The sequence below is a fragment of the Pseudoalteromonas sp. T1lg65 genome (genome assembly GCF_051930985.1).
GTDB lineage: Bacteria > Pseudomonadota > Gammaproteobacteria > Enterobacterales > Alteromonadaceae > Pseudoalteromonas.
In genome coordinates this window covers 447,998-474,993 of the sequence record NZ_CP196838.1, presented here as the reverse complement: position 1 = coordinate 474,993, position 26,996 = coordinate 447,998, and the positions used below count along the sequence as shown (strand labels likewise).

Genomic DNA, 26,996 nt, shown 5'->3' with positions numbered 1-26,996 from the left:
TTGATGTTTGAAGACTTGACCTTTGCCACTTCTCATTGTGAAACTATAACCACTCTTGTAATTAGGCCTGTCTAATGAACCCTATTACCATTAATCACGCTAAGCTAAGCGCTCCAAATCTGCCCTTTTCGAGTCAAAATAAGCAGTTTTGGACTCTGCAACTATTCGGATGGTCCGGTTATGCCTTAATGGTGTTTTTTTCTATCATTCATCCTCAACTTGACGATCCAAACTTTAACTTCACAGGTCAGTTATGGAACTTGCTTGTGGAAACCTTGAGTGGTTTTTGCCTCTCATATATTCAGTGGCAAGTGATCGGCAAAACGGTGCACTGGCCGCTGAGAAAAACGCTGACAGCAAGCTTTGCTAGCGCAGCAGTGTTGGGTTTGCTATTCAACGTGATTAAGTTAGCTTCGTATAAAACCATTGTTTATGGGCAAGTGTGGTATCAACAGTTGAATATGTTGGAATTCGGGGGCTGGTTTTTATTTTCGGTGTCTACCATGTTTGTGTGGACCGCCATTTTCTTCATTATGCTTTACAACACGAGGTTACAGCGCGAACATGAAATGTTACTCAGGGCGCAAACAGCGGCGAAAGAGGCACAGTTACAGATGCTGCGGTACCAGCTTAACCCACATTTTATGTTTAACACTATGAATGCCATTTCTACCCTAATCTTTAAAAAAGACAATGACAAGGCCGGCGAAATGCTGGATAAGTTGTGTACTTTTTTCCGCCACTCTTTACAACAAGATGCCTCAATTGCCAGCACCTTAAGCAAAGAATTAAGTCTACTAGAGCTCTATCTATCAATTGAAAAAGTCAGATTTACCGATAGATTGAGGGTTGGCTTTGACATCGAACCACAGACCAAAGAAGCCAAAGTTCCCGCCTTGGTGCTGCAACCAGTGGTAGAAAACGCTATTAAATATGCTGTTGAGCAACGTAAGGTTGCAACCAATATCACAATTACCGCAAAACACAGTAATGACCAGTTAATTCTGATGGTTTGTAACGACAAAGATCAACACGCTCAGTTATCACCGAGCGGCTTTGGTATTGGTTTAAACAATACCAAGGAGCGAATGCTTACCATGTTTAATCAAGATTGTGACTTGGAGATCGTACACCACGATACACAAACCAGTGTCACACTTATCATGCCATTTGTAATAGGAGCGTAATTACCGTGATCAAGGATAAAAAAATTACCGCAGTGATCGTGGATGATGAGCCGCTTGCTATTGAAGGACTCCGATTGCGACTCGAAAATATCCAAGATATTCAGTTGGTTGGTGAAGGAGAAGATGGAGATCAAGCGATTCGGCTGTGCCAGCAACTGCAACCAGATGTGTTATTCATTGATTTACGTTTGCCTGGACTCAGTGGCTTAGAAGTGGTGCAGGGGCTTCAATCTGATTCAATGCCTTTGGTGGTGTTTGTAAGTGCTTACAGTGAATATGCAATCGAGGCTTTCGAGCTAGATGCGATTGATTATTTAATGAAACCGGTTAACTTAGGCCGTTTGCAAAAAACCATTGAACGAATAAAAGAACGCTTATCTCCGCAACAACGTGATAGAGAAAAAGCGAAACTACTCAAAGCATTAGGAGTTTCTTCTGGATTAAGTGTGACGGAGCTTGAATCGTGGTTGGACAATGACAGCGCGCCTTTTCCATCAAAATATCGCAGTGAGTTACTGATTAAAAATCATGATAATGAGCAAGTGTTTGTTGCTGTCAAAGATATTCAGTGGATAGATGCCGCTGGTGATTACATGTGTATCCATACTGAGCAAGAAAACTATGTGGTGCGGATCACCATGAAACGTCTGCAAGAAGAGTTGGACAGTGAGATTTTCCAGCGCATCCATAAGTCAACCATCGTAAATTTGCACTGTGTAAAGTCGATACAGTCTCTGAAAAACAACGAGAGTATGCTGGATTTAGGAAATGAAATTAAGCTCAAAGTTAGCCGTAACTACAGTGATGCGGTAAAAAAACTGGTTGAAAATAGATTGTCATAAAATCAAAAGCTTAAATAAGCTCAGCTGTGGATAAGTGTTTTGAAAGTGTCAGTATTTCTATACTTATTCCCACTATTGCCTTAGTTATAAAGTGGCATTCCGTTTATCAGTTTACCTTTACGTCAACGTCTTGTTCTTTTCGTCGCAATTTTGTTTCGGCTCATCGCAGCTGGTGCGTTTGCACCGAAGATGCCGCAAAATTGCACCCTGATGGCGCATTTGCGTTGTGACATGTTGTTGCTTCTATCAGTATTTAGTTTGCCAAAGTAATAACTTTGGAAAATTTTTATGAATGTGGATGGCCAAATTATCAATAAAAACAGGGCCAGTCATAGCAAGGTACAGAATCGAAAAGTTAACAAGCGTTAACTTTGAGTGTGCTAACCAACGTGGAAGCAACATCATGAGTAAAGCAACAACACTGTCTATGATTAGTTTGTGTGCACTGACTACAGTCCTGATCGGCTGTGGAGGCGGGGCTGAAACTAACACGGATACCAGCAAGATTGATGCAAGCGCTCCAGTCTCCGATTGGCAATTGGTATGGAGTGATGAATTTGATGGCAGCGCCATCGATACAAGCAAATGGCAGCATGAGGTGAACTGTGCTGGCGGTGGCAATAATGAACAACAATGCTATACCGACAGCAGCGACAACGCATATTTAAACGACGGTATTTTGCACATCGTCGCCAGACAAGCCGCGGACGGCGCTGAAAAGCCGTTTACTTCAGCGAGGCTGAATACAAGATATAAAGCTGACTTTACTTATGGTCGATTTGAAGTCCGCGCCAAGCTTCCTAGCGGGCAAGGGGCTTGGCCGGCATTTTGGATGCTTCCTACAGAAGAAGTGTATGGGGGATGGCCAAAATCTGGTGAGATAGACATTCTGGAAGCGGTTAACCTACAAACGGCAACTGCTGAAGGTGGAGCGGAAAACCGCGTCTATGGCACCTTACATTATGGCAAAGATTGGCCGGATAATGTCTCTAGTGGTAAGGCTTACAGCTTGCCTGACGGCATGAACCCAGCAGATGATTTTCATACCTATGCTATTGAGTGGCAAGAAGGGGAAATTCGCTGGTATGTTGATGGCTACCTTTATCAAACCCAACGCCGTTCAAGCGTTCGATATAACAGTAAGGATGAGGCAGTAGGCTTATCGCACCGAGGTTGGTTTGCGGAGTATTACAATCAATCATCAGGAGCGCTAACGACTCACTGGGATAACGCGCCATTTGACCAAGATTTCCATCTATTACTCAATCTTGCAGTCGGCGGAGACTGGCCTGAAAATGCCAATGAATTAGGCGTTGATGCTGACGCATTTGCACAAGGTCAACACTTTGAAATCGACTATGTGCGGGTTTATCAATGCGCTTTGGATCCTGAAACTGGCAAAGGCTGTGAAACCGTACGTGGTGGTTATGACAGTAAAGAGGATGCCCTCGTTGAGGGAAAAGCGCCAATCCCGGCACCACCTTCCAGTGGTGAAGCGAAAAATCTAGACATATTTACTGGGGAGGTTAATCCAAATTGGCCCGCTTGGGACTGTTGTGGAGGTTCTACACCTAGCATTGTCGAAGATGCTGAACGTGGCAATGCCTATCAATTTAGTGTTGGCGCTGCTCCTACCGTTAATGGCTTTATTTCCAGAGCAGAGTTTATTACCGATCCTAATGGCAAAGCCTCTCCATTTGATGCCAGCCCACTAATCGATAGCGGTACTATCAGTTTTCAAATGAAAGTCACTAGCATGCCAAATAATGCCGATGCGGTATGGGTCATGAAAATCGAAAGCGTTGAGGCAGCGACAGCTGTTGAAATTCCACTAATACAGAGCCGCGAGGGAACGGAGGTTCAAGGTGGACAATGGCAGACCTTTACCTTCGAGCTACAAGCACTTGCTGACAAAGGACTAGATATCAGCGCGATTGATGTCGTAATGGTTTTTCCTGCTTGGGGCACGGGTGAAGGTGCGGTTTATCTAATTGATGAAATGCGTATTGCAGGCGCGACAGGTCCAGCACCGCTAGTAATCTTTGAAAATGCAGTCAATCCGGCGTGGCCAATGTGGGATTGCTGCGGTGGCTCGGCGCCAGCCGTTGTCAACGATGATGACGCACATGAGCAAGTTGCAGAATTTACTATTGGTGACGCACCAACCGTGATGGGCTTTATCTCGCGTGCAGAATTTATTACTGCTGATGGTGTAGAGCCTAGCCCATTTGACGCTACCGCCATGTTAGCTGATGGTCATCTGCAGTTCGAAATGAAGGTGATAAACATGCCAAACGATGGCGCTGCCGCGTGGAAGCTTAAAGTTGAAAGTCTTGATGCGCAAACTGCTGTTGAACTGGATCTGACTGCTAGTGTTGAAGCTGCGGCACCAACGGCGAATGAATGGCAAACCTACACATTTAAACTATCAGACTTAGCTGATGCAGGCTTGGATGTCAGTGCCATTGACGTGGTGATGATTTTCCCAGCGTGGGGTACAGGCGCAGGCGCCGTATATCGCGTTGACAACGTCAAGATCTACTCCCCAACCAGCGACTCTGGATTTAATGGTCATGTGTTGTTTGCCGATCAAGTACTAGATCAGTGGTCACTGTGGGATTGCTGTGGCGGATCAACACCGACAATTGAAAATGACGATGCTGATCATGGTTTGACCGCAGAGTACAAAATTGGCGCAGAGCCTACCGTTGTTGGTGTATTCGCAGATGATAACCTCTATTTAGATGCGTTTAGTCTAAACAGCAATGGTGTGGTGCAATTTGAAATGAAAGTGCTCGAAGCACCTGCCGATGTGAACTCTGTATGGAAGTTTAAAATTGAGTCTGGCGATGGTAGTACCGCCGTTGAGCTCGAATTAACAGCGAGTATTGAGGGTCAAGCGCCCGTACTTGGACAATGGCAAACGTACACCTTCAAGTTACAAGATTTGTTCGAAGCAGGATTAGATACCAGCGCCATTGATGTGTTGATGATATTCCCAGCCTGGGGCACGGGAGAAGGAGCAGTGTTTAGAGTAGACAACATTATGATCTATGACCCTGCTTCCGTACCGCAAGCACAAGGTTTTCTTGATTGAGCAAGCAAATAACAGGCGACAGTGGTCCACGGATCACTGTGTGGGAACAAAGTAACGAATTTAAGTAGGGTCATCATGAAACACAGTAAATTAATTCCCTCAAAAGCAGCACTTGCTATTGCTGCGGTGTTCGGCAGCGCTTATCAGTTGCCTGCATTAGCTGAAACCGCTGAGCTACAACAAGCGGATAGCAAAGATAAAGTTGAAGTCATTGAGGTGCGCGGAATAAGAGGTAGTTTAACCCGTGCTATGAACCTCAAACGTAATATGAGCGGTGTCGTTGATGCCATTTCAGCAGAAGAAATGGGCAAATTTCCAGATACCAACCTGGCCGAATCGTTGCAGCGGATCACAGGTGTGGCGGTAAGTCGTAATAACGGAGAAGGTTCGCAAATTACGGTACGAGGATTTGGTCCGAGCTTTAACTTGATCACCTTAAATGGCCGCCAAATGCCAGGTACTGGTAACACTCGTTCATACAGTCTTGAAAATCTTTCGGCTGATGGGGTGATGGCGTTAGAAGTCTATAAAACCGCGCGCGCAGAGCACCCAAGCGGTGGTTTAGGCGCGACGGTCAATATTGTTACTCGTAAGCCTCTTGCTAGTCCGGGCGAGAGATATACCGTGTCGGCAAAAGCGATCCATGATAGCTCTAACAAAGTGAACGACGATATTACACCAGAGCTTTCAGCACTATACTCAAATACCTACTTTGATGACCGCTTTGGAGTGTCTGCGACGTTAACACACCATGAGCGCGATTTTCAGAAGCAGCAAGCTAATATCCAAGGCTGGTTGGCGAATGTAGACTTACCAACCAACCTCGACGCAGACAAAGTGATTGATCCACGTGCCTTAGACGAAGAAGGGAACCGTATTGGTAACCACTTTTTCCCGCGGGATATGAACTATGGCATTGAAAACTTAGAGCGTGATAGAAGCAATGGTCATGTGGTTTTGCAATATGCCCCGACAGATAACCTGACTTTCTCTACAGATTATACCTACACCAAAGCGGTTACAGGGTTGAACTCTATTAGCTGGGGAATGTGGAACGAGTTTGGTGGCAACATTAATAGTTACGAGTTGGACGAGAATGGCACTCTTGTTTATGCCGATATCAGTGGTAATGATGGCTCATTTACTGCTACGCGGTCGACGACCGAAGTAGAAGAAAAGTCTCTAGGTTTTACTATTGAATGGCAAGCACTGGAGTCTTTGAACTTGGTACTTGATTACCATGACTCCTCTAGCGAAATAGACAATGGTGCCGATAAAGGCTTAGGCAGTGAAGGGTCGTTAGTTCTCGGTTCAGATCAGCTGAACACCAAAATTTATGACTATCGCCAAGGTGAAATTCCTCACGCGCAAATTTTATGGAACAACGGCAGCAATGTATTGGCTAAAAGCGAAATTGATTCGCACTTTAGCCAGTTTGTGCACTCGCCAGGTAAGTCGGAAATACAGCAGCTACAACTCGATGGTACATGGGATAACTTTGCGTTTGAGATCCCTCTTACGCAAGTGAAATTTGGTGCTGCCATGACAGATCAAACCATGAGTGGCTCAAATGCATGGAGTGGCTTGATTGGTGGGTTCTTATTTAACCCATCATGGCCTGAAATGTTCCCAGACAGCATGTTTACGCTGCATGACACCAGTGACTTTCTAACTGAATTTGCAGGTGGCGGTAGCAGTCTAAATCCCAACTATTACTACACCTTTAGCTTTGATGAAGTAGTTGCTCGCTCTAGAGCGTTTTTAACCAATGAAGTGCTGGGAGGTGATGACTACTTTGCCACCACAGCCTACCATGACATGGGAACGTTTTCGCAAAGCTCGGTGCAAGAAGAGACGCTTAGCGTTTATGTGCAGTCCGCTTGGGAATTTGATATTGCGCAGTTCCCTGTGTATTTAAACCTGGGTGTACGCTACGAAGAAACCGATGTTACTAGTCAGGTTGCGCAACCAGTACCAACGGCTGTTTGGTGGAAAGGCGGTAGTGAGTGGCATACACAATATTTACCAGGCGATAGAACCACTCTAGAAATGACGGGTAAGCATGATGTGCTATTGCCAATGATTGACATTAAAGTTGACCTTCTGGATGACTTAGTGGGTCGTTTGTCTTGGGGTAAAACCATTGCCAGAGCACCACTTGGGGATTTAGCGGGTGGCCGTAATTTATCAGGTAGTCCAAAAATTGGCTCGCGTAATGGCAGCGAAGGCAATACTAACTTAAAGCCTTATGAGTCTACTAATTTAGACTTAAGTTTGGAATATTACTATGGCGAGAGCAGCTATGCGTCGATTGGTTATTTCAAAAAAGACGTTAAAAACTTCTTAGGTAGTCAAATTGTTACCACCACCATTGAGGGCTTTAACGATATTTATTTAGGTCCAAGATGGAATCAAGCGGTAGCCGCCATTGAAGCGCGTGGAGAGCAAGCCACCAATGACGCGATTTTTGCCGAAATTCAAGCCAATGGCTCTACTTTAAACGAGCAAGGCTATCTCACTCCCAATGCCGATGACCCGTTGATAGCATGGGATATACGTCGTCCTTTTAATGCACCAGATACTAAGACCGTAGATGGTTTTGAAGTTGCATTGCAGCATGTGTTTGGTGAGTCAGGCTTTGGCATAGGCGTTAATGCGACTTTCGTGGATGGAGATGTTGAGTTTGACGTTGACCGTCTTGAAGTGCAAACCCCACTCACGGGATTAAGTGATTCAGCAAACGCGCAACTATTCTATGAGAAAAATGGCCTGTCGGTGAAACTGACCTACGCATGGCGTGATGAGCATTTGGCAGGTGTAGGACAGTCACAAGGTTCGTCTGAGGGCCCACCCCAATTTGCCAAAGCGTTTGGACAGTGGGATGCCAGTATCAACTATGACGTTGATGAGCGTTGGACGGTATTCTTTGAGGGGCTGAACCTTAACAACGAAACCGAGCAAGCGTTTGGCCGCTATGAAGAGCAATTTTTATATGCTCGCCAGTACGGCACTCGTTATAGCTTCGGTGTTCGGTACAGCTTTCAGTAGCCCAATAAATTCGCATATTTTTCCAGCAACCTTTTTGTGAAGGCCATGAATACCATGGCCTAACCACCCTTGTATTATGGGAGTGATGCAATGAGTACGACTCTGACTGCACATTCAACACAGCAGGCACCAACACCTGAAGCGCCAAGAAAGCTTGGTGTTGCACTTGGTGCATTGACCAGTTTGTTTTTTATGTGGGGCTTTATTACTTGCCTCAATGATATTTTAATCCCTTATCTAAAAGGCGCTTTTTCGCTGAGCTATACCCAAGCGATGCTGATCCAGTTTTGCTTTTTTGGTGCCTACTTTGTCGTTTCTGTTCCTGCTGGTCGCTTGGTTGCCAATATTGGTTATCAGCGAGGGATCGTTGCCGGATTGGGCGTTGCTGCGCTTGGTTGTTTGTTGTTTTATCCAGCGGCTGCAGTTGAGCAGTACTCGTTATTTTTAATCGCGTTATTTGTATTGGCAGCTGGAGTCACGATATTACAAGTATCAGCGAATCCTTATGTCAGTATTTTAGGGGCGCCCGAAACGGCATCTTCTAGATTAACCATGACGCAGGCATTTAATTCTTTAGGCACGACCGTTGCGCCATTTTTTGGTGGTCTACTGCTATTTTCTACAACTGGTGATCACAGCGCGGCAGATGCCAGTGCGGTAAAGGTCCCTTACTTGATCCTTGCGGCAATGTTGTTGATGCTTGCGGTGATTTTTGCCAAGTTACGGTTGCCTGTTATTCATCATGAAAAAGTGGCTAAAGGTTCCGAAACTCCTCTTACTCGTTACCCTCATTTGATTTTAGGCGCAATCGGGATCTTTTTATATGTTGGTGCTGAAGTATCGATAGGGAGTTTTTTGGTGAGCTTTTTAGCGCAGGAAAACATTGCCGGATTAACAGAAGCACAAGCGGCGCACTACATCGCTTATTATTGGGGGGGAGCTATGGTTGGCCGATTTATCGGTGCGGTAGTGATGCAGCGTATCGATGCAGGCAAAGTACTCGCGTTTAACGGTGTGATGGTAATGGTACTTATCTGCATTGCAGTAGTTAACAACGGTAGCATTGCAATGTGGGCATTGCTCGCAGTTGGGCTATTCAACTCTATTATGTTCCCAACCATTTTTAGCCTAGCAATCAAAGGACTTGGTAAAGACGCTAGCCGTGGCTCGGGGTTACTTTGTTTGGCCATTGTTGGCGGTGCAATCGTGCCGCTATTACAAGGGGTTGTTGCTGATAGTGCGGGTTTGCAGTTGTCGTTTATACTTCCTGCAATGTGTTACGTATTTATCTCTCATTTTGGCCTGGTTGGCTCAAGAGCTGGGGAGGTAAACAATGAAACACGTTAAAACTATGCTGGTAATGGCCGTTGCAACATCAATACTTGTAGCATGTTTACCACCTTCTCAACCAACACAAGGAATGCAAAACGTGGATATATCTGCATGGCCAGTGATCCGCAGTGAAGTGCCCAAAGACGCGGAAATAGAAAGCAAAGTGGATGCTTTACTGGCAAAGATGACATTGGAGCAAAAAGTCGCCCAAATGATCCAGCCTGAGATCCGAGATATTACCGTTGAGGATATGCGCCGTTACGGTTTTGGCTCTTACCTAAATGGTGGTGGGGCATTTCCAAACAACGACAAACATGCGTCAGCGATGGATTGGGTTAATTTGGCAGAGCAAATGTATCAAGCCTCGATGGATACTAGCCTTGATGGCATTGCTATTCCAACCATGTGGGGAACTGACGCAGTGCACGGTCACAATAACGTGATTGGGGCGACGTTGTTCCCGCACAACATCGGCTTAGGCGCGGCAAACGATCCCAAACTAATTGAAAAAATAGCCAAGGCCACAGCCACCGAAGTGATGGTGACCGGTATTGATTGGATCTTTGCACCAACCGTTGCCACGGTGCGTGACGATCGTTGGGGACGTACGTACGAAGGCTATTCTGAGGACCCTGAAATTGTCAGAGCCTATGCGTATGCCATTGTTAAAGGCTTGCAAGGTGATGCAAATAAAGACTTTTTAAGTGATCAGCATGTGCTGAGCACAGTAAAGCACTTTATTGGTGATGGTGGGACAGAGAAAGGTGATGATCAAGGTAATAACCTAGCGACAGAGCAGGAATTAGTTGATATTCATGCTCAAGGCTATGTTGGCGGCTTGACCGCTGGTGCTCAGTCGGTGATGGCTTCTTTCAATAGTTGGCAAGGCAATAAAGTACACGGTAGTCGATACTTGTTGACCGATGTGTTGAAAACACGCATGGGGTTTGATGGCTTTGTGGTGGGGGACTGGAATGGTCATGGTCAGATCCCCGGCTGTAGCAACGATAATTGTCCACAAGCCGTTAACGCTGGTCTAGATATGTACATGGTGCCAACCGATGCATGGAAACCGTTGATGGAAAATACCATCGCTCAGGTTAAATCTGGCGTTATCTCAACTGAGCGTATAGATGATGCCGTTAGACGTATTTTACGAGTGAAATTTCGCGCGGGACTATTTACCAAGCCCAGTCCCGCCAATCGCCCTTATGCGGGTAAAACTGAGCTTTTGGGTCATGCTGAACATCGGGCTATTGCGCGAGAAGCAGTACGTAAATCTTTGGTGTTATTGAAAAACAAGTCGGGTATTTTGCCATTATCAGCCAAGCAGCATATTTTGTTGGCTGGGGACGGTGCGCACAATATTGGTAAACAGTCCGGTGGTTGGAGTATTACTTGGCAAGGTACCGGCAATGAAAACGCCGATTTTCCGGGGGCAACGTCGATTTATCAAGGGATCGCGCAGCAAGTTGAGGCGGCTGGTGGCTCGGTTGAACTTAGTGAGTCAGGCACATTCGATCAGCGTCCAGATGTTGCCATTGTGGTATTTGGCGAAGATCCTTACGCAGAAGGTCACGGTGATAGAGACAATCTAGCCTACCAACGTGCTGATAGGCGTGATTTAGCCTTGTTAAAGCAACTTAAAGCACAGGGTATTCCGGTTGTTTCAGTATTTATTAGTGGTCGTCCAATGTGGGTCAATGCCGAACTGAATGCCAGCGATGCTTTCGTTGCTGCTTGGTTGCCGGGCACTGAGGGCAGTGGAATTGCAGATGTATTGTTGCGTGACGCGAACGAACAAGTGCAATACGACTTCACCGGTAAGTTGTCTTTCTCATGGCCTCGTACTCCAGAGCAACGGGTTAATCGACATGATCAAGATTATGACCCACTGTTTGCCTATGGCTTTGGTTTGAGTTATCAGCAGCAAGACTCGCTAAACGATAATCTACCTGAAACCTATCAATCAGCCGAACCAACTAACGAGTTAGTGCTACACAATGGCCAAATTCAAGCGCCGTGGCAAATGAGTTTAATTAGTGATAAGCAGAGTACGGTGATCACGGCTAACAGTGCGGTCGCTGGTGGCATAAGTTATCGTACGATTGACAGACAGGTGCAAGAAGATAGCTTCCAGCTCACTTTAAGCAACGCGGATCCCGCTGCAATTGCGTTTTCCAGCCATAATGGCTTTAGGGAAGATCTCAGTGCCTATCAGGAAATGGGCGCAAGTCTGGTGTTTGATGCCAAACTCGTTGCGGGAAAACTAGATAGTGCAGTTGTAGCCGTGGTGTGTGAAGGAGATACCGCTTGTACCGCGCAAGCTGCAATGACATCGGAGCTAAATAGCGCCAGTGATTGGCAAACCTTTGCAATCGACTTGCAATGCTTTGCTCGTAAAAACGTTCAATTTGACAGAATGATCACTCCATTTATGCTGCGTTTATCCGGAAGTGCGACTGTCGCGCTTAATAATATTCGCTACGACCTGTCAAAAGAAGGGAGTAGAGAGGTTCAGTGTCAATAACGAAGTGCATACTGCACAAAAATTGATGCTGCTGATCTATTGAGCTTTATACGGAAAAGGCCGTTCAGCCAGAGTAGCTTGAATGGCCTTTTTTGACTACTTTTTATCAAGTAATAATGAAGTACTTAGTTCATTCTGCACGCGGCGTATGCAGGACCCGTCCAGCAGCGGTCAGATTCCCCCGCGCCTGCTACTTGTTGAGCTTGGTGTTTAGTCAGAGATTTATTTTGTAGTTCTTTAATCGACTTTTTAGTTAACTTTAGTTTCATTGTTATTCCTTACAATTGTTGTGTTTTTTGCCTAAAAAGTAGGCATTATTAATGTTGCATAATTTTTATTAAATTGGAACTATTAAGCTAAGCCCGAGCAAACTTCTTTGAGATTTTACCTAGATTATCTTGGAAGTATTTGTTGTTGATTTTTAAAGCAACTCTTGCCAACGTGTTTATTAACCAAAATATCAAGCTAGGCGAAAACATGATTACTCATCACAGCATAAGCACAGACATGGATACAAAACACAGACCCCAACATCAGGAGTTTTTGGTCAACCCGAGCACGGCGATGTTCGTATGATTTTCCAGTGAATTTAATCTTCACCGCTTTGAAATACGCGCCCTACACAACGGGAGATACAGTGGTAGTATTTGGTGTCGGTTAAACTGATTTGTTTTTTGCGAGCAGTTGCCATCGTTTGGTTTCCTCAATCCTTTGAGTGCAAAACTAAATGGTAAGCGACCTCTTGGGTTGTCACAAAGTTGTGTTGGGTGTCAGTGAGTTATCGTGATTTAGTTGCCCACCGCCAACCTCAGATTGAATAATATATATTAGCTTTTTTACTCATTTGTATTAAACAAAGCAAACTTTTCATCGTTCACCCAGTTACCGCCGAGTTGATAGTTATCTTTTAATACCCCTTCAAGTTCAAACCCTAGCTTCTTCAACAAGTTATGAGACGGGGTATTGCCTTGAGTCACGGTTGCGATGAGTTTGTGATAACCACACACGTTGAATGCGTAGTCGATAACGGCTTGGGAGGCTTCGAATGCATAACCTTGGCCTTGAAACTGTGGGTCGAGCACAAAGCCGAGTTCGGCTTGTTGATAAGGCGTCCACATACTTAGAAAGCCATGAAAGCCAATAACTTGTTGAGCGCTATTTTCAACAATTGCGAGTGTTAGCCATTGGTTTTCTTGCTTATCTTTTGGGTGAAATCGGCTAGTGAACTTTTCCCTAATCACTCGCTCTTCCCCAACATCTTCGACGTAGCGCATTACTTCGACAGCGGTGTGAAGTTTCAACCATTGTGGCCAGTCAGATTCTTGCAGTGCTCTCAGTGTCAGCCTTGGTGTCGTCAAATGCATTTTTACTCCTTTAAAAATCTTTTTGTTACAAGCGATTATGAGGTAAGTATTAACCCTATATAATTCCTCACTCTACTTTTGGCTAGGTATTTAATAGTTGCTTAATATCCTGAATTAACATAATGCTGGCTTCATTATCGCCATGAACACAGAGTGTATCTGCAACTAGGGGCAAACGTTTACCTGTATTTGTGGTGACGCTATTGTCATCATGAAACTGACTCACTTGTTGCAATAACGCTTGCTTATTATGCACCGAATTGGGTTGAGATCTGGGGGTAAGAAGACCTTCATCGGTATAAAGTCTATCTGCAAATGCTTCAAACATCAGATCTATCCCAATTTTATGTGCCAACTCTCTATGTTTATCTTGCTCAGCGGTCGCAAGTATCATCACTTTTAATGATCGAGAGTAACGCGCAACGGCTTGCAAGACCCATTTCAATAACTGCGGGTTATTCATCATATCGTTATATAACGCACCATGAGGTTTCACATAACTCACCGATAGCTGCTGCACGTTGGCCATACCCTCTAACGCAGCAATTTGATAATGCAATGTGTTGGTAAGTGACTGTTCACTCATTTGCATCGAGCGACGTCCGAATCCTTGCTTGTCTGGGTAACTAGGGTGCGCACCTAAGGTCACTTGGTGTTGTTTCACTAATGACAAAGTGTGGGCTAACACATCAGGATCACCAGCGTGAAAACCACAAGCCACATTGGCAAGATCAATGTGTGGCATGACTTGCTCATCTAGGCCCATTTTCCAAGCGCCAAAGCTTTCTCCCAGATCGCAATTTAGCAACATGTTATGTCCCCTTGATTACTGGTTGGTTTTTACAGTCACAGGTAATGTACCTTCGGCTCGGGCATATCCAAGTAGTACCTTTGCTAAAGCGGTATAAGCTGGGCCTGAGACTTCGTGTTCATTACTGACATCTACATTATACGCATAGCTTGCGAGTACCGCGTCACTGAAGGGAGAAAAATCAGTTATCTCATACGGTGCCCTTAAGCTGATAAAAACACTCGGCTTGTTGAGTGCCTTTGCGCTTGCTAACAACTTCTTAAGAGCATTGGGTTGTTGGTTTTTATCTACCGCAAAATCCGTGAGCTTTTTAACGTCTTCCATACCGCCGATTTCAACCGCACTCTGCGGCGGGGAAGCATGTGCCCCAATCACCATGTCTGCTTGATTAATGGCTTGCTCAGCAAGTGTTGGTTCGAAGGCTTGTAAGCTAGTGCAGCTAACATTGAGTTGCGAGTTGAGCTTGACCAAAGCTTGAGATAGCGCTTCGCACTTTTGTTTATCCGGCATGATTAAATGGACACGTTTTATGCCCTTATTAAGGGGTAACGTACCTTGGTTTTTTACTTCCGTTATAGCGGCAAGTGCGAGCTCTGCTTCAAGTTTGCGATGGGCTGGATTGCCAAGTAAAGACTGGGCAATAGCAACACTAGTCGTGGTTTTGTTTTGTAATTGATTTGATTTAAGCGCAAGTATTCGCTGACTCGATTCCTTGAGTTGTTGAACATCAAGCTTTTTCGTAGCAACGGCTTGTTCAAGGCCCTCCATAAACTTGGCGAATTTTTCAATGTCTTTTTCAGTTCGTATTGCCATTGGCATTAATGCAATATCAACACCTGCATTGAACGTTTCAATGGTGGCATCAAGTGATGAAAAAAAGTCGCTGATCCCTGCCATATCTAGCGCGTCTGTAATAGTGACACCCTTAAAGCCCAATTGTTCACGTAGTAATTCGGTCATGATTTTATATGACATGGTAGCTGGGCGGAGCATTGTTTCACCCTGCGAGTTGATGACTTGGCTATTATCTAACGCAGGATACTGGATATGTGCCGTCATCACCATTGTCACTTCCGTCGCTTTGATGATTTCGCTAAATGGTAATAGATCTTGCTGTTGAATTTGTGACAACGAATGGTCAACGCGTGGCAAACCCGTGTGGCTATCGACATGGGTATCGCCGTGTCCAGGGAAATGTTTAAGCGCAGGGATAACGCCGTTTTGAGTAAATGCTCGCACTTGTGCTTCACCAAGCTTAGTGACTACTTTTGGATCTTCAGAAAACGAACGTACATTGATCACAGGGTTTTCAGGGTTGCTATTCACATCAACCGTGGGTGCAAAGTTGACATTGATCCCCAATGCCTCAAGTTCTTTTGCAATCACAGCGGCACTTTGAGCCGCGTATTTAACACCATGTTTGGGGTAAGTGGCGCCAATACTCATATTACCCGTAAACGAGGTGGCTTGTTCCCGATTAATACGCGCAACACGACCCCCTTCTTGGTCAATCGCAATGAACAACGGCAGTTTGCTAGCGCTTTGACTCACGGCATTCTGTAATTCATTGGTTAAACTCACTATTTGTTCGATATGTTGGACGTTTTCAGAAAATAAGATCACGCCACCGATGTTGTATCGTTGGATTAATGACTTGAGTGGAGCTGGTAGCCTAGTTACGGGTGTACGACACTGTTGGCTGTTGTCGTCTTCACAAAAGTAACGTAGGTCGAGCATGAGCTTTTGACCGAGCAGTTGTTTGATAGTTAACTCAGTGTTGTTATTTGCTTGAGACGCATTTGCTAGGCTCATAATGGCAGTTGCCCCGACGGTAAGAAGAGTAAATAATAAACGCACAATTCAATACAATTAATAGTGAAGTTGGTGGTACTTTACCACCTCATAGATATAAGTTAAATCAGCTTAAAATCATATAAATTTAGGAAAACTCATGGAAAATAATAAAATCAATTATGTTGAACTGGCTGCACACGACTTAGCTGCAAGCCAAGCATTTTTTGAAGCGGCGTTTGACTGGCAGTTTGAATCGTATGGCCCAGATTATCTGGCGTTCTTAAATGCAGGTTTAGACGGTGGTTTTTATCGTGCAGATTTACACTCATCACAAGCTACTGGCGGTGCGTTAGTGGTGTTGTATAGCTCGCAACTTGAAGCGACTCAGGAAAAGGTAGAAGCCGCAGGTGGTGTTATTAACAAAGCAATTTTCAGCTTTCCGGGCGGTCGTCGATTCCACTTTATTGAGCCCAGTGGCAATGAACTCGCTGTTTGGTCGGACCGATAAAATCAGTAACTACGAGATTAAGCGAGCTTTTTGCGTTTGTCAGTGAGCCATTGTTGGGTTCGTTTCCCGACCACTGAAATAAACAAACCCAGCAATATCGTCAGTCCCCCAACCGCTTCGAGTAAAGTCAATTGCTCACCAAGCATAAAGCTTGCGCTAGCTAACCCAACGACAGGAATAAGCAGGGCAAATGGTGTTACTTGTGCTGCGTTGTTACTGCGTAGCAACCAGCCCCACACGGCGAACGCAAGCAAAGTAGAAACGTAGCCGACATAAGCTAAAGCAAGCCAAGTTTGCGAAGAAGCTGATAGTAACAAACCGAGTGGATCGGGTGATTCAAGCAGCAACGATAACATTAACAACGGTAGTGGAGGAATTAAGCTAACCCACACTATAAAATGCAGTAAATTTACTCCCGACAGTCGTTTCATTATCAGATTAGATATGGACCAAAAAATAGCAGCAGATAGCAATAATATCAGGCCCCAAATTGAAGTGCCTCCTCCGGTGTTTAGGAAAAATAGGCCAAAACCAACAATGGCAATAATAATTCCAATACCTTGGTAACGGTCTAGCGACTCTTTAAAGAAAACCATACTGAGAATTATGGTAAATAGCACTTGTGCCTGTAACAACAAAGAAGATAGCCCTGCCGATACTTCTGATTGCATTGCGACGAATAGAAAACTAAACTTTAGAACCCCAAGAAATAGACCAACTCCTAATACATTCCAAAATGATGTTTTTGGTCGTGGAATAAATAAAACCGCGGGAATAGCAACGATTAAAAATCGCATCGCGGAGAATAAAATAGGTGGGAGCTCAACTAAACCTATTTTAATAATGGGGAAGTTTACTCCCCAAACAAACACAACCAGTAGCACCAATAAAACACTTTTCTTATCCATGGGTTTACCTTCTCGATTCGGTGCGTTGTAATGTAGTAATACAGTGAGCCAGCGTACTCTACTGGCTCAGTGTGTGTTGCTTTTAACCGGCGATAAACCGTAACCTAGCAATCACCACATCCCCTAAGAGCCTGTTTGGATCTGTTCAAGTTGGGTGACTTGAAAACCAGCGAATGCAGCCAAAAGAATACTTAAGAGAATGATGGCTAGTAACTGAGAGAATGTGACACACAGTACTATAAGGGCACCATCTTTAATTGAACTCCCATTGCTCTTTCTCAGTAGTAAACTCATCCATGTCGTGAAAAAAAGCGTTATCGCAATCGAAACAAAAGAGAAGATTTGAGTAAAGTGTAATTCTGCAAAATAAAAAGGAGCACTTACTATTGCCAACTGTGTAGACAGCAATAAATGAGCAATATAGAGTTCCGCTACATTAAAGGTCTTCTTTCTTAAAGCAAGTTTTGCTCCCAAGGCGCTAAAAAAAGGCAGCAAAAAGCTCTGATAAAGCAAGGTTGAAGATAAGTATTCATTAAATATGGACTGAAATTGTTGATCATTGTCTGAGTCAAGTAACGCCTCAGGTGGGATAAAGGTAATATCAAATAGAGCCAGTAAAATGAGTAAAGCTGTGAATATGAGAAAGGCATATTTTATCGGGTTAAAATACTTGGTACGTTCACCATTTAAATAGCCTTTTATAGTGGCAATTGGTTGAGTGGTCATGCCCCACATCAACTGTAAAAAAGGAGAGCGTAGCTCCAATATCCCTTCTTGAATTAGTCTAAATAACTCAGAAAACTGAATACGGCGGACCTTTTCTTGACTGCATTGTCCGCAAAAGGGCGTGTCCAATGGGGCTTGGCAATTCAAACAATGAGTCTGTCTCTCAAAATCCATCTTTAGTTTGTTCTTGTATTTATAGTGTTGCGTATTTAACCATAAAGATCCGATTTTGGTAACGGATATCTCGTATTCTTATCTATGGTTTTTTAACCTGTTTGAACGTTTAACTCGTTCTGCATTTGAGAGCTCTGAAAATGTGACTTTGGATGACTAGATTACCGATTTGGATACATGTTTGAACATGTATTTAAGGTGAACTTTTATGTTGAATAATACAGCAATGGTGATCGCTTACTAGTGACAGTATGCTTTATGTTGCAATGATCTTTCAGTTTTGTCTCAAGTGTGAGACAAAAATTTGGCTTACATTTAGTGTAAATTTGTTCAGATTTCTCTATAAAATGTATTGACATTCAGTGGCTGTACAAAGATAAATTGCGGCTCAAAAGTGTAAAAAAAGCAATGTTTTCATAATTCATTAATATCTGTGTTTTTTTACTGTGTTATTTATAAATTATTTTTACTTATCATATTGTTATATATAAAACACTTTTATGTTGATTGTTCTTTAATGTTAACTAAATAACAAGTTACAATCAAAATAGTGACATAGTGAAGTTTATATTTAATATATGTATCAAAATCATTAATTATCAGGTAGAAATTATGCAATCAAAATGGGTTAAAGGCATTTTTCCATTGGCTATTATCGCGGTATCAATACTTGCGTTTGCAGGGATCAATGCTTCTGCAAGTGATGAAGAGGAAAAGGTTCCGGTAGATTATCGTCCAACAGTATCTGTGGAAGTGATGAGTGCTAAGGATCATCAGGTTATGATCACGGCTCACGGAGAAGTAACTCCGTTGGAAAGTATCAAATTAGCTGCTCAGGTTTCCGGTGAAGTAACTTACTGGCATCCTCATTTTGTTGAAGGGGGAATCGTCGCTGAAGGTGAAGTGCTCTTCAATATTGAAAAAGATAATTTTGAAGCAAACTTGCTAGAGGCGGAAGCTGAGCTTGCAAGTGCAAAATCCAATCTGATAGAAGAGCGAGCAAAAGCTGCCGTTGCAGAGCAAGAAGCAAAGAGCGCAGACCCAAGCAAAATTACGGATCTTTATTTGCGAAAACCTCAATTGCTGAGCGCCAAAGCTAGAGTGAAGTCGGCAGAAGCAAAAATAAAACGCGCGATGCGAGATCTAGACAACTGTGTCGTCAGGGCGCCTTATAATGCGCTAGTAGTATCAAGAAAAGTTGGTCAAGGGCAATTTGTTAGTCAAGGTCAAGAAGTTGCTGTATTACACAACATTGAGGTCGCTGAAATCAAGGTTCCGATTGCAGGTTTTGACAGTACGTTTTTGCCTAATGAAATTCAGGGACTTCCTGCTGTAGTTAAAACAAAAGAACTGAATAGTGTTACAAGGCAGGGCAAAGTCGATCGAGAGCTGGGGATCATAGATTCAGAAACACGTATGCGTCATTTAGTCATTCGAGTGACCAACCCATATGGTTTGAGTTCAGAAGCGCCGCCAATTCAATTCGGTCACTATGTCGAAGTTAATTTTGCAGGAAAATCCTTAAAAAATATTTACCGATTACCTCAAGAATTGGTACAAAATCGAACAGTGTGGATAGTCAATGACGATGGCTTATTAGAACCTAAAAAAGTCAATGTGCTCAGAAGTGAAGGCGAGTACTTTCTGGTAAGTGAAGGGCTAAGTGATGATGACAGGTTAGTGAAAACGTTACCTGAATATCCTTCAAAAGGGATGGCAGTCAAAGTAGCAAAAACTGATACAGATAGTCAGTTATAGGCGATAAATTATGACCCACAGTATGCAGACACAACATAAAGAAGAAACGGGATTAATAGCCTGGTTTGCCAATAACTCGGTGGCAGCTAACCTTTTAATGTTTTTTATTATCATCATGGGACTTATTAGTTACTTTACGATCCCACGTCAGATGTTTCCCAACGTTGAGATTAACTATATCCATATTGACGTTGCTTATCCCGGAGCCTCTCCACAGGAAATTGAACAAAGTATTCTGATAAAGATCGAGGAGTCACTCAAGGGCATCACAGAAATTAAAGAAAGTATCACTGAGTCAAATCGAGGCAGCGGGCGGATCATGCTCGAAGTGGATCCAGGAGCAAGCGTGCCTGAAGTGCTCGATAAAGTAAAATTGAAAGCTGATGGAATAGCTACTTTTCCAGCCGCGATGGAGCCGCTCACAGTCTATCAAGTTGAGTTCCGTCAAGATGTTGTGGAGTTAGCATTAGCCGGAAACTATGAATTATCAGAATTAAAGCCGATCGCGAAGCAAATTGAGGATGAGCTATTGCACCTTGATAATATCTCGCTGGTAGATTTGAGCTCGCCCAAGGATGAGATTTCTATTGAAATTCAACCAGAAATATTACGTCAGTATAATTTAACAATAGCGGACGTTTCTCGAGCAATCAGGTTGTATTCTGCGAATATATCAGCGGGGCAAGTTAAAACTGACGCCGGTATAATCTCTGTCAGGGTAGAAAATCAATTTTATAGTGGTGATGAGTTTAGAGAAATTCCTGTGAAGGTAAGCGCAAGTGGTGCGAAAGTACTACTTCAAGATATCGCAACTATCAAAGATGAATTTGTCGAAGGTGAACGCTATTTCAAATATTCTGGGGAAAACGCGTTACTGCTGGCTGTAAAGGCAACCAGTGAGCAAAGTATTGTTCCTGTTGCACAGTCAGTAAAAAGCTATATAGAACAAAAAAACAAAACCCTACCTCAGGGTATGCAAATGAAAGTATTGGTGGATTTCACCTACTATTTGGACGAGCGTTTGAATATGATGCTGACTAACTTATTTCAGGGAGCCATTTTGGTTGCCTTAATGTTGGCCGTCTTTTTACGTATTAAGCTTGCCTTATGGGTAATGATAGGTTTACCTGTTTGTTTTTTAGGTGTAATCATGATGATGCCCGTGATGGGAGTAACAATAAATGTTCTGTCTTTGTTTGCATTTATCATGGTACTGGGAATTGTGGTGGATGATGCTATCGTCATTGGCGAAAGTGCAAGTACTGAGATTGAAAATCATGGTGGTGGCGTACAGAGTGTAGTAAGAGGAGCAAAACGAGTTGCTACGCCTGCAACTTTTGGAGTGTTGACGACCATCGCTGTATTTGCGCCCTCTCTGTTTTCTTCTGGCCCTGAACGTGCGATTTTTTATTCTATCGCGATGGTTGTGATTCTGTGTCTTGTATTTAGTTTGATTGAGTCAAAGCTGATCTTACCAGCCCACCTAGCGCATACTAAATTTACACCAATAAAAGAAGGAGGTTGGCGAGACCGCTTTAATCGTTCTTTCTTTGGTTTTGTTAATGGTTCATACAAGCGTTTCGTCACAAAGTGCGTTGAATGGCGATGGAGTGTACTTAGTGCTTTTGTCGGCTTTCTTATTGTAAGTTTTGCGCTGGTCAGCGCAAATTATGTGCGCGTAGTGATGGAAGCAAAAGTACCGCATGATTTTCCAACTATTCAAATAGAAATGAATGATACGGCATCCGATAAGCAAACCATAGCTGCGCTTAAATCAATCGAAGCGGTGGTTTTAAACATTGAAAAAGAGACTGAAGCTGAGTTCGGACAAGGTATGATGAAGGATATGCTGTCATTTAATCAAGGACGTACCAACGCGCGCATGGTTATTCCTCTGGTCGATGAAGCACTACGTCCATATGATACTTTTGAGCTAGCGCGACGCTGGCGAGCTGCAATGCCAACCATCCCTGGTATGAAGTCCATCACTATCCATGATAGCTTAGGTGGCGGCGGCAGTGATGGTGAGTTTGGTTACTTGTTATATGGGTCTGACATAGATACGTTAACCAGCGCTGGGCGGGCACTTATCGGGAAATTACAACAGGAAAAAGGGTTATATGATATTAGTTCCACTATTGACCCGGCTAGCATAGAAGTACAGATGGTGATGAAGCCTGTGGCTTATAACCTAGGACTCAATTTATCTGATATTGCAAGTCAGGTGGGTAACAGTTTCTACGGTGGAGAAGCTCAGCGAGTGCTGAGAAATGGTGAAGAAATTCGGGTGATGGTTAAATATCCAAGGCTTACTCGCGAGGCATTTTCTTCTCTTAAATATACGGTCATTACCGCGCCTAACGGAAAAGAAGTTATGCTCGGAGACGTAGTGGAGTTGACGGAAAAACCAGGAGTCAGCTTTATTCGACGTCAAGAGGGGTATCGCACCGTGTATGTTTGGGGCGCCATTGATGAAGAGCTGGTTGAACCAAACGAAATAATTGAAAAGGTTGATGACGAGCTACTCCCTCAACTATTAACGGAGTTTCCCTCCGTTAAGACCAAACTTGGCGGCAATATTGAGGAGCAACAAGCGCAGACTAATGAACAAATGTTGTTTTTCATCGCGGGTATGATTATTGTTTACATGCTGCTTGCGATTCCATTAAAAAGTTATGGTCAGCCAGCCCTTATTATGTCTGTTATTCCTTTTGGGTTTGCGGGGGCGATTTGGGGTCATTTACTGTTTGGTATAGATTTAAGCATGATGTCAATTTTTGGTCTGATAGCCGCTGCTGGTGTGGTCATTAATGATTCATTGGTGATGACAGACTATGTAAATCAAAGACGTAGAGCTGGGGTAGCTACTTGCGATGCTGTAGTTGAAGCGGGCTGTGCTAGATTTCGTGCCATTTTCTTGACTTCAATTACTACATTTGTCGGGATCTTACCCATTATGTTTGAAACCAGTCTGCAAGCCAAAATGGTAGTGCCAATGGCTGTTTCGCTAGGTTTCGCGGTGTTATTTACGACTTTAATCACACTTATTCTGGTGCCCTGCCTTTATCTAATTATGGAAGATATGTCTCTTCCTTTTAAAAAGTTAAGACAAAAAGTATTTGGGAAATCAGGAACTGATAGCAGTACATCTATAGTTTAACCTTTCCAGCGTAAGAAAATCACGCTATTAACTATTTAAAGAACGAATCATTTAGATACTATTAGAAGCCTGCGATCGCAGGCTTTTGCTTATCTAAAATCATATTACAACCTATAAGCTGCAAAGTTTTATCACATTGAGTGAGTCTAGAGGAGGCATTTAAGCATTTTCAGAGAAGTTAGAGTCGCTCAATCGTTACTTGCGAATTGTACTTTGATGAGAGAAGGGTCGTTAACTAGAAATACGTCAAAAGAGCTGTGCTGTAGCATGTCGCTTATCCCGTATATGGACTCCACCTGTTTAGCAACAGTTTTTTGTAAGTAAGTGAGATGCGCGCGTATATACGGTTTTTAAATGAAGGAGCTACCTTCTAACGTTTGATGTTTTCGCACCTCCTGTCCTTTTCGAAATAATAGCTTTATCAGCTGTCGGGATAAACAGGGTTTCAGAAGGTCGGTCTTACCTATTTACTTTGCATTGTTGCTGAACAATTCTTGTTATTTTTATTGATTATTGGCCTAAACTGCTTGAGGCTTATAACTTGTACTGTGATACAACAAAGCTCAAGCTGTACGAACGGTTTTATTGATTAAAGCAACACAGGCGCATTTAATTCCTACCCGTTTTACCAGTGTAATAAGCCATCGTTGCTTGTGTGTTTTAGGCTCTGCGAGTAGCCGAGATATTACTGCCAATGCACCTTGGTATAACACGCTTCTTAAGGCTCTATCTCCACCAAATTTATCTGTTCCCAATATAACAACTTTGCCCCGCTACTATGCTGTTTTGGAGTAGCACCAACATAAATAGCTGCATGGCGACCATTCTTAAAACTTTTTCCATCCCCTAAACAAGACACTAATCCTGCTGCACCAATATGACTAAACCCTTCCAGTTCCATTAACCTCTTGCAGGACTATAAGTTCGGCCTGTTTGCGAGTAATTATACGGCCTAGATGTCAATCGCGCATATTGTGTTTATCAGGTTACCGGTATCTTATTGCCCCCTGAACTCCGCAGGTTTTCAATATACCGGTTTTACCTGTTATGTCATCTACTCACTTACCTCCGTAATTCGCTGTAGAGTAGCCTTTAGAGAAAACCTCTGTAAGTGTGTTGGATTTAAGTGTTTTTTGTAAAAAAAATGATAATCGTGTTTGGGCGGTTATATTGTTCAGCATTTGCATTGTGTCTAAAAATTAAACATTTCTAGCGCTTTATCTATGAACATGCATTTATTTCAGAGGGTAATATCATTATTTTTTACCTCAAAGTTGCATCTTGGAAATTAAAGTTAGCTTTCTATTGTAGTAATTATTTAAAGTAGCTGTCGTCACATTGAAACATAAATTTACAAAAAGTTTAAGAATTCTTTATTGGTTTCTTTGGTTTTTTTTGTTTTTTAATATTTTTGTAACCTTTCGTCCTTGCTTTCGTCTTGCAATTGTTTTGATTTTTATTTTGATCAAGCTGTTGTTTTTATAGCTTATTTTTGTCTTTTCTTGTGATGAGTAATTCATAACTCTGCTTTAGCTCAAGAAAATTAACTAGCGCTTTTTCATTCTTTTTTATATTGCCAAAGTTAATTTGTGTGTATTTGTGTATCTTTTTTGTAACTTTTCTGCGTTTTCGGCTGCGTGGTTAGACCAGTTGTTTTTATTCTGTCATTTTTTTGTTATTAATTATTTTTATTTTGGGTATTATTATTTACATCTATTGGTGTATTATGAATATTGTGTGCTTTAGGTTTCCTGTTGTTTGCTGGTTTGTTTATTTTAATTATTTCAATATTGCTAAAAGTTAAACCGAGGTGTGCAGCAGGGGGCTTTTAAATTAGGTTTGTTTTTTCATAAATTTTATCGGCTCAAACTTAGTGATCCGATGCTAGATGTTTGGTTATTCGAAAAAAATAGGAAGTTCGAAAATGATTTATAGTTTGTATAAGCGCCATTCGTTACGAATTTTTGTGGCGACGCTGCTTAGTATAGTTTGTGCGCTGGCAAGTGTAGGTATTATTTCCTTAATTGATTCAGAAATTAGTAATATGTCTGGAAAAGAGGAGGCCACCTCTAGTTTATCTATGCTTGGTCAATTACTTGAGCCCTTTGTCAGTTTGCAACCATATCAAATTTTTATAGCTGCTATTCTTGTAGTCTTTTTCCTCGGTATTTTTTCTCAATACTTACTGGCTAGATTAAGTAACGGTGTTGTTTACGACCTACGTAAGACAATGGTGAGAAGAATTCTTGGAACACCTTATGAGCAGATTGAAAAAGTTGGCGGCCACCGCGTTTACGCAACGATAACAGATGATGTAAATAGTATCTCCGAAGGTCTGATGTTACTGCCTGTGGTGGTTTACAACGCAACGCTCATATTGTTGTACTTGGTGTATATGTTCATATCCTCATGGCAATTATCTTTGGTTGTTATCGGTGGCTTGGTGGCACTTATGCTGGTAGCGGCTGTCATGATTATGTTTGGAACTAAATACCAAAAAATTGAGAGGAATAATGAAGATGACCTGTTTGCTGGATTTAAGGGCCTAGTAGACGGTGGTAAAGAGCTCAATGTAAATTCAAGTCGAAAATGGTTTTTCTACAATAAAAACTTGTTACCTACCTTTGAAGCGATTAGACAAATCAACACAACAGTAACCATGATCTACGTCACACTTAGTAAATGGGTTGACTGTTTGTTGTTCTGTATTATGGCCATTATATTATTTGGAGCGCAACACTTTATTGAAAACATCGCATTATCAACGATTGTTTCTTTTATGCTTATCGTATTACTACTTATGCCACCTCTGGCTGCGCTAGCGAGTAGTTTGGGTAGTGTTGGTAAGCTTTTCGTTGCTTACAAGAAGCTTAATTCACTTGAGTTATCAGAGCCAGACAATTTCATTCAATCGAAGAAAGAATCGAGCGAAGAGTTTAAAGACTGGAAGAGTCTTTATATTTCTGGAATATCTTATCAATACCCTCTAAAAGAAAATGAAGAATACGGCTTTGGTATCGGCCCAATTGATTTAAAAATTAATCGAGGCGATTTAGTATTTTTAACTGGTGGTAATGGTAGTGGTAAAACGACGTTTGCTAAAATACTATGCGGATTGTATACCCAGAATGAAGGTACTATTAAAGTCGATGAGAAAGAAATATCACCTGATATAAATAAAGAATCTTATTGTGATTTGTTCTCTACAATATTTTCTGACTTTTATTTATTTGACCAAACGCTGGATAAAGACGGTAACCCAGGGCGTGATGATGTAATTGAGCAATATATTGATAAGTTGAGACTAAATGAAAAAGTTAGTTCTAAAGATGGTGTTTTAACAACCACAGATCTATCACAAGGGCAAAAAAAGCGTTTAGCGCTGTTACTTACCTACATTGAAGATTCATCGATCTTATTATTTGATGAATGGGCTGCTGATCAAGACCCTTACTTCAGAGACTTCTTCTATACCTCTTTGCTCTCTGATTTAAAAGAGCAAGGAAAAACTGTCATCGTTATTTCTCATGATGATCGCTATTTCCACTTAGCCGACCGCCGCTTTAATTTTGAACAAGGAATGATTGTTTCACCCCAAGACTTTGAACCAACAACGGTTAATAAGTCGGATGGTCAAAGCTTTGAACCTTTGAAATCTTAATTAAAAAATCCAGTAATCTTAGTAGTGGCTTTTAATTAATTTAAATTAAAAGCCTTAATGCAGTGCTTATAATCTCTAAAGCTTTTTGATTATAAC

General features: G+C 42.6%; 17 protein-coding genes and 1 pseudogene. 10 read left to right on the top strand and 8 right to left on the bottom strand.

Features of this window, described 5'->3' with window-relative positions; all coding sequences use genetic code 11:
* Nucleotides 1–74 precede the first annotated feature (74 nt).
* From ACSLBF_RS19270 to ACSLBF_RS19245, 6 genes are all read left to right on the top strand, one after another.
* Nucleotides 75–1,187, top strand: a complete 1,113-nt coding sequence (locus ACSLBF_RS19270; protein WP_440057024.1) for a sensor histidine kinase — start codon at nucleotides 75–77, stop codon at nucleotides 1,185–1,187.
* 5 nt (nucleotides 1,188–1,192) lie between these two features.
* Nucleotides 1,193–2,029, top strand: a complete 837-nt coding sequence (locus tag ACSLBF_RS19265) for a LytR/AlgR family response regulator transcription factor (protein WP_440057023.1) — start codon at nucleotides 1,193–1,195, stop codon at nucleotides 2,027–2,029.
* 403 nt (nucleotides 2,030–2,432) lie between these two features.
* A complete protein-coding gene (locus ACSLBF_RS19260; protein WP_440057022.1) occupies nucleotides 2,433–5,126 on the top strand; it encodes a family 16 glycosylhydrolase in 2,694 nt (897 codons plus the stop codon).
* Between the two features lie 75 nt (nucleotides 5,127–5,201).
* Nucleotides 5,202–8,174 carry a TonB-dependent receptor gene (locus ACSLBF_RS19255; RefSeq protein WP_440057021.1) on the top strand — a complete coding sequence of 991 codons (2,973 nt, stop codon included), beginning with the start codon at nucleotides 5,202–5,204 and terminating at the stop codon, nucleotides 8,172–8,174.
* A 90-nt stretch (nucleotides 8,175–8,264) separates the two neighbouring features.
* Nucleotides 8,265–9,521 (top strand): sugar MFS transporter, encoded by a 1,257-nt coding sequence (locus ACSLBF_RS19250; protein ID WP_440057020.1) that lies wholly within the window; start codon nucleotides 8,265–8,267, stop codon nucleotides 9,519–9,521.
* Nucleotides 9,508–12,036, top strand: a complete 2,529-nt coding sequence (locus ACSLBF_RS19245) for a glycoside hydrolase family 3 protein (protein ID WP_440057019.1) — start codon at nucleotides 9,508–9,510, stop codon at nucleotides 12,034–12,036. Before ACSLBF_RS19250 ends, ACSLBF_RS19245 begins: the two co-directional genes overlap by 14 nt.
* Nucleotides 12,037–12,161: 125 nt before the next feature.
* Here the strand turns inward: ACSLBF_RS19245 and ACSLBF_RS19240 are convergent, their stop codons facing one another.
* The 5 genes and pseudogenes from ACSLBF_RS19240 to ACSLBF_RS19220 all read right to left on the bottom strand — a co-directional run bounded on the left by ACSLBF_RS19240 (nucleotide 12,162) and on the right by ACSLBF_RS19220 (nucleotide 16,023).
* Nucleotides 12,162–12,305: a hypothetical protein gene (locus tag ACSLBF_RS19240; RefSeq protein WP_440057018.1), complete on the bottom strand. Its 144-nt coding sequence runs from the start codon at nucleotides 12,303–12,305 to the stop codon at nucleotides 12,162–12,164.
* Nucleotides 12,306–12,513: 208 nt separating this feature from the next.
* Nucleotides 12,514–12,727, bottom strand: a pseudogene (locus ACSLBF_RS19235) (transposase); the annotation flags it as partial.
* Between the two features lie 145 nt (nucleotides 12,728–12,872).
* Nucleotides 12,873–13,400: a GNAT family N-acetyltransferase gene (locus ACSLBF_RS19230; protein WP_440057017.1), complete on the bottom strand. Its 528-nt coding sequence runs from the start codon at nucleotides 13,398–13,400 to the stop codon at nucleotides 12,873–12,875.
* A gap of 82 nt (nucleotides 13,401–13,482) precedes the next feature.
* Nucleotides 13,483–14,211 carry a 5-oxoprolinase subunit PxpA gene (locus tag ACSLBF_RS19225; protein ID WP_440057016.1) on the bottom strand — a complete coding sequence of 243 codons (729 nt, stop codon included), beginning with the start codon at nucleotides 14,209–14,211 and terminating at the stop codon, nucleotides 13,483–13,485.
* Nucleotides 14,212–14,226: 15 nt separating this feature from the next.
* Nucleotides 14,227–16,023, bottom strand: a complete 1,797-nt coding sequence (locus ACSLBF_RS19220; RefSeq protein ID WP_440057015.1) for a glycoside hydrolase family 3 N-terminal domain-containing protein — start codon at nucleotides 16,021–16,023, stop codon at nucleotides 14,227–14,229.
* Nucleotides 16,024–16,162: 139 nt separating this feature from the next.
* Here ACSLBF_RS19220 and ACSLBF_RS19215 point away from each other — a divergent pair, with 139 nt between their 5' ends.
* On the top strand, nucleotides 16,163–16,513 hold the full coding sequence (locus ACSLBF_RS19215; RefSeq protein WP_440057014.1) for a VOC family protein: 351 nt from the start codon (nucleotides 16,163–16,165) through the stop codon (nucleotides 16,511–16,513).
* A gap of 17 nt (nucleotides 16,514–16,530) precedes the next feature.
* Here ACSLBF_RS19215 and ACSLBF_RS19210 read toward each other — a convergent pair whose 3' ends face one another.
* Nucleotides 16,531–17,421 carry an EamA family transporter gene (locus ACSLBF_RS19210; protein ID WP_440057013.1) on the bottom strand — a complete coding sequence of 297 codons (891 nt, stop codon included), beginning with the start codon at nucleotides 17,419–17,421 and terminating at the stop codon, nucleotides 16,531–16,533.
* A 123-nt stretch (nucleotides 17,422–17,544) separates the two neighbouring features.
* A complete protein-coding gene (locus tag ACSLBF_RS19205; RefSeq protein ID WP_440057012.1) occupies nucleotides 17,545–18,321 on the bottom strand; it encodes a DUF3667 domain-containing protein in 777 nt (258 codons plus the stop codon).
* Nucleotides 18,322–18,933: 612 nt separating this feature from the next.
* Between ACSLBF_RS19205 and ACSLBF_RS19200 the strand changes: the two genes are divergently transcribed.
* Both ACSLBF_RS19200 and ACSLBF_RS19195 read left to right on the top strand, forming a co-directional pair.
* Nucleotides 18,934–20,079, top strand: coding sequence for an efflux RND transporter periplasmic adaptor subunit (locus ACSLBF_RS19200; protein ID WP_440057011.1), 1,146 nt, complete (start codon nucleotides 18,934–18,936; stop codon nucleotides 20,077–20,079).
* 10 nt (nucleotides 20,080–20,089) lie between these two features.
* Nucleotides 20,090–23,239, top strand: coding sequence for an efflux RND transporter permease subunit (locus ACSLBF_RS19195; RefSeq protein ID WP_440057010.1), 3,150 nt, complete (start codon nucleotides 20,090–20,092; stop codon nucleotides 23,237–23,239).
* A 718-nt stretch (nucleotides 23,240–23,957) separates the two neighbouring features.
* Here the strand turns inward: ACSLBF_RS19195 and ACSLBF_RS19190 are convergent.
* The gene (locus tag ACSLBF_RS19190) at nucleotides 23,958–24,140 is read right to left on the bottom strand and encodes a transposase (protein ID WP_440057009.1); all 183 of its coding nucleotides are present in this window, start codon (nucleotides 24,138–24,140) and stop codon (nucleotides 23,958–23,960) included.
* 1,023 nt (nucleotides 24,141–25,163) lie between these two features.
* Between ACSLBF_RS19190 and ACSLBF_RS19185 the strand changes: the two genes are divergently transcribed.
* A complete protein-coding gene (locus ACSLBF_RS19185; protein WP_440057008.1) occupies nucleotides 25,164–26,900 on the top strand; it encodes a cyclic peptide export ABC transporter in 1,737 nt (578 codons plus the stop codon).
* Nucleotides 26,901–26,996: the final 96 nt, after the last annotated feature.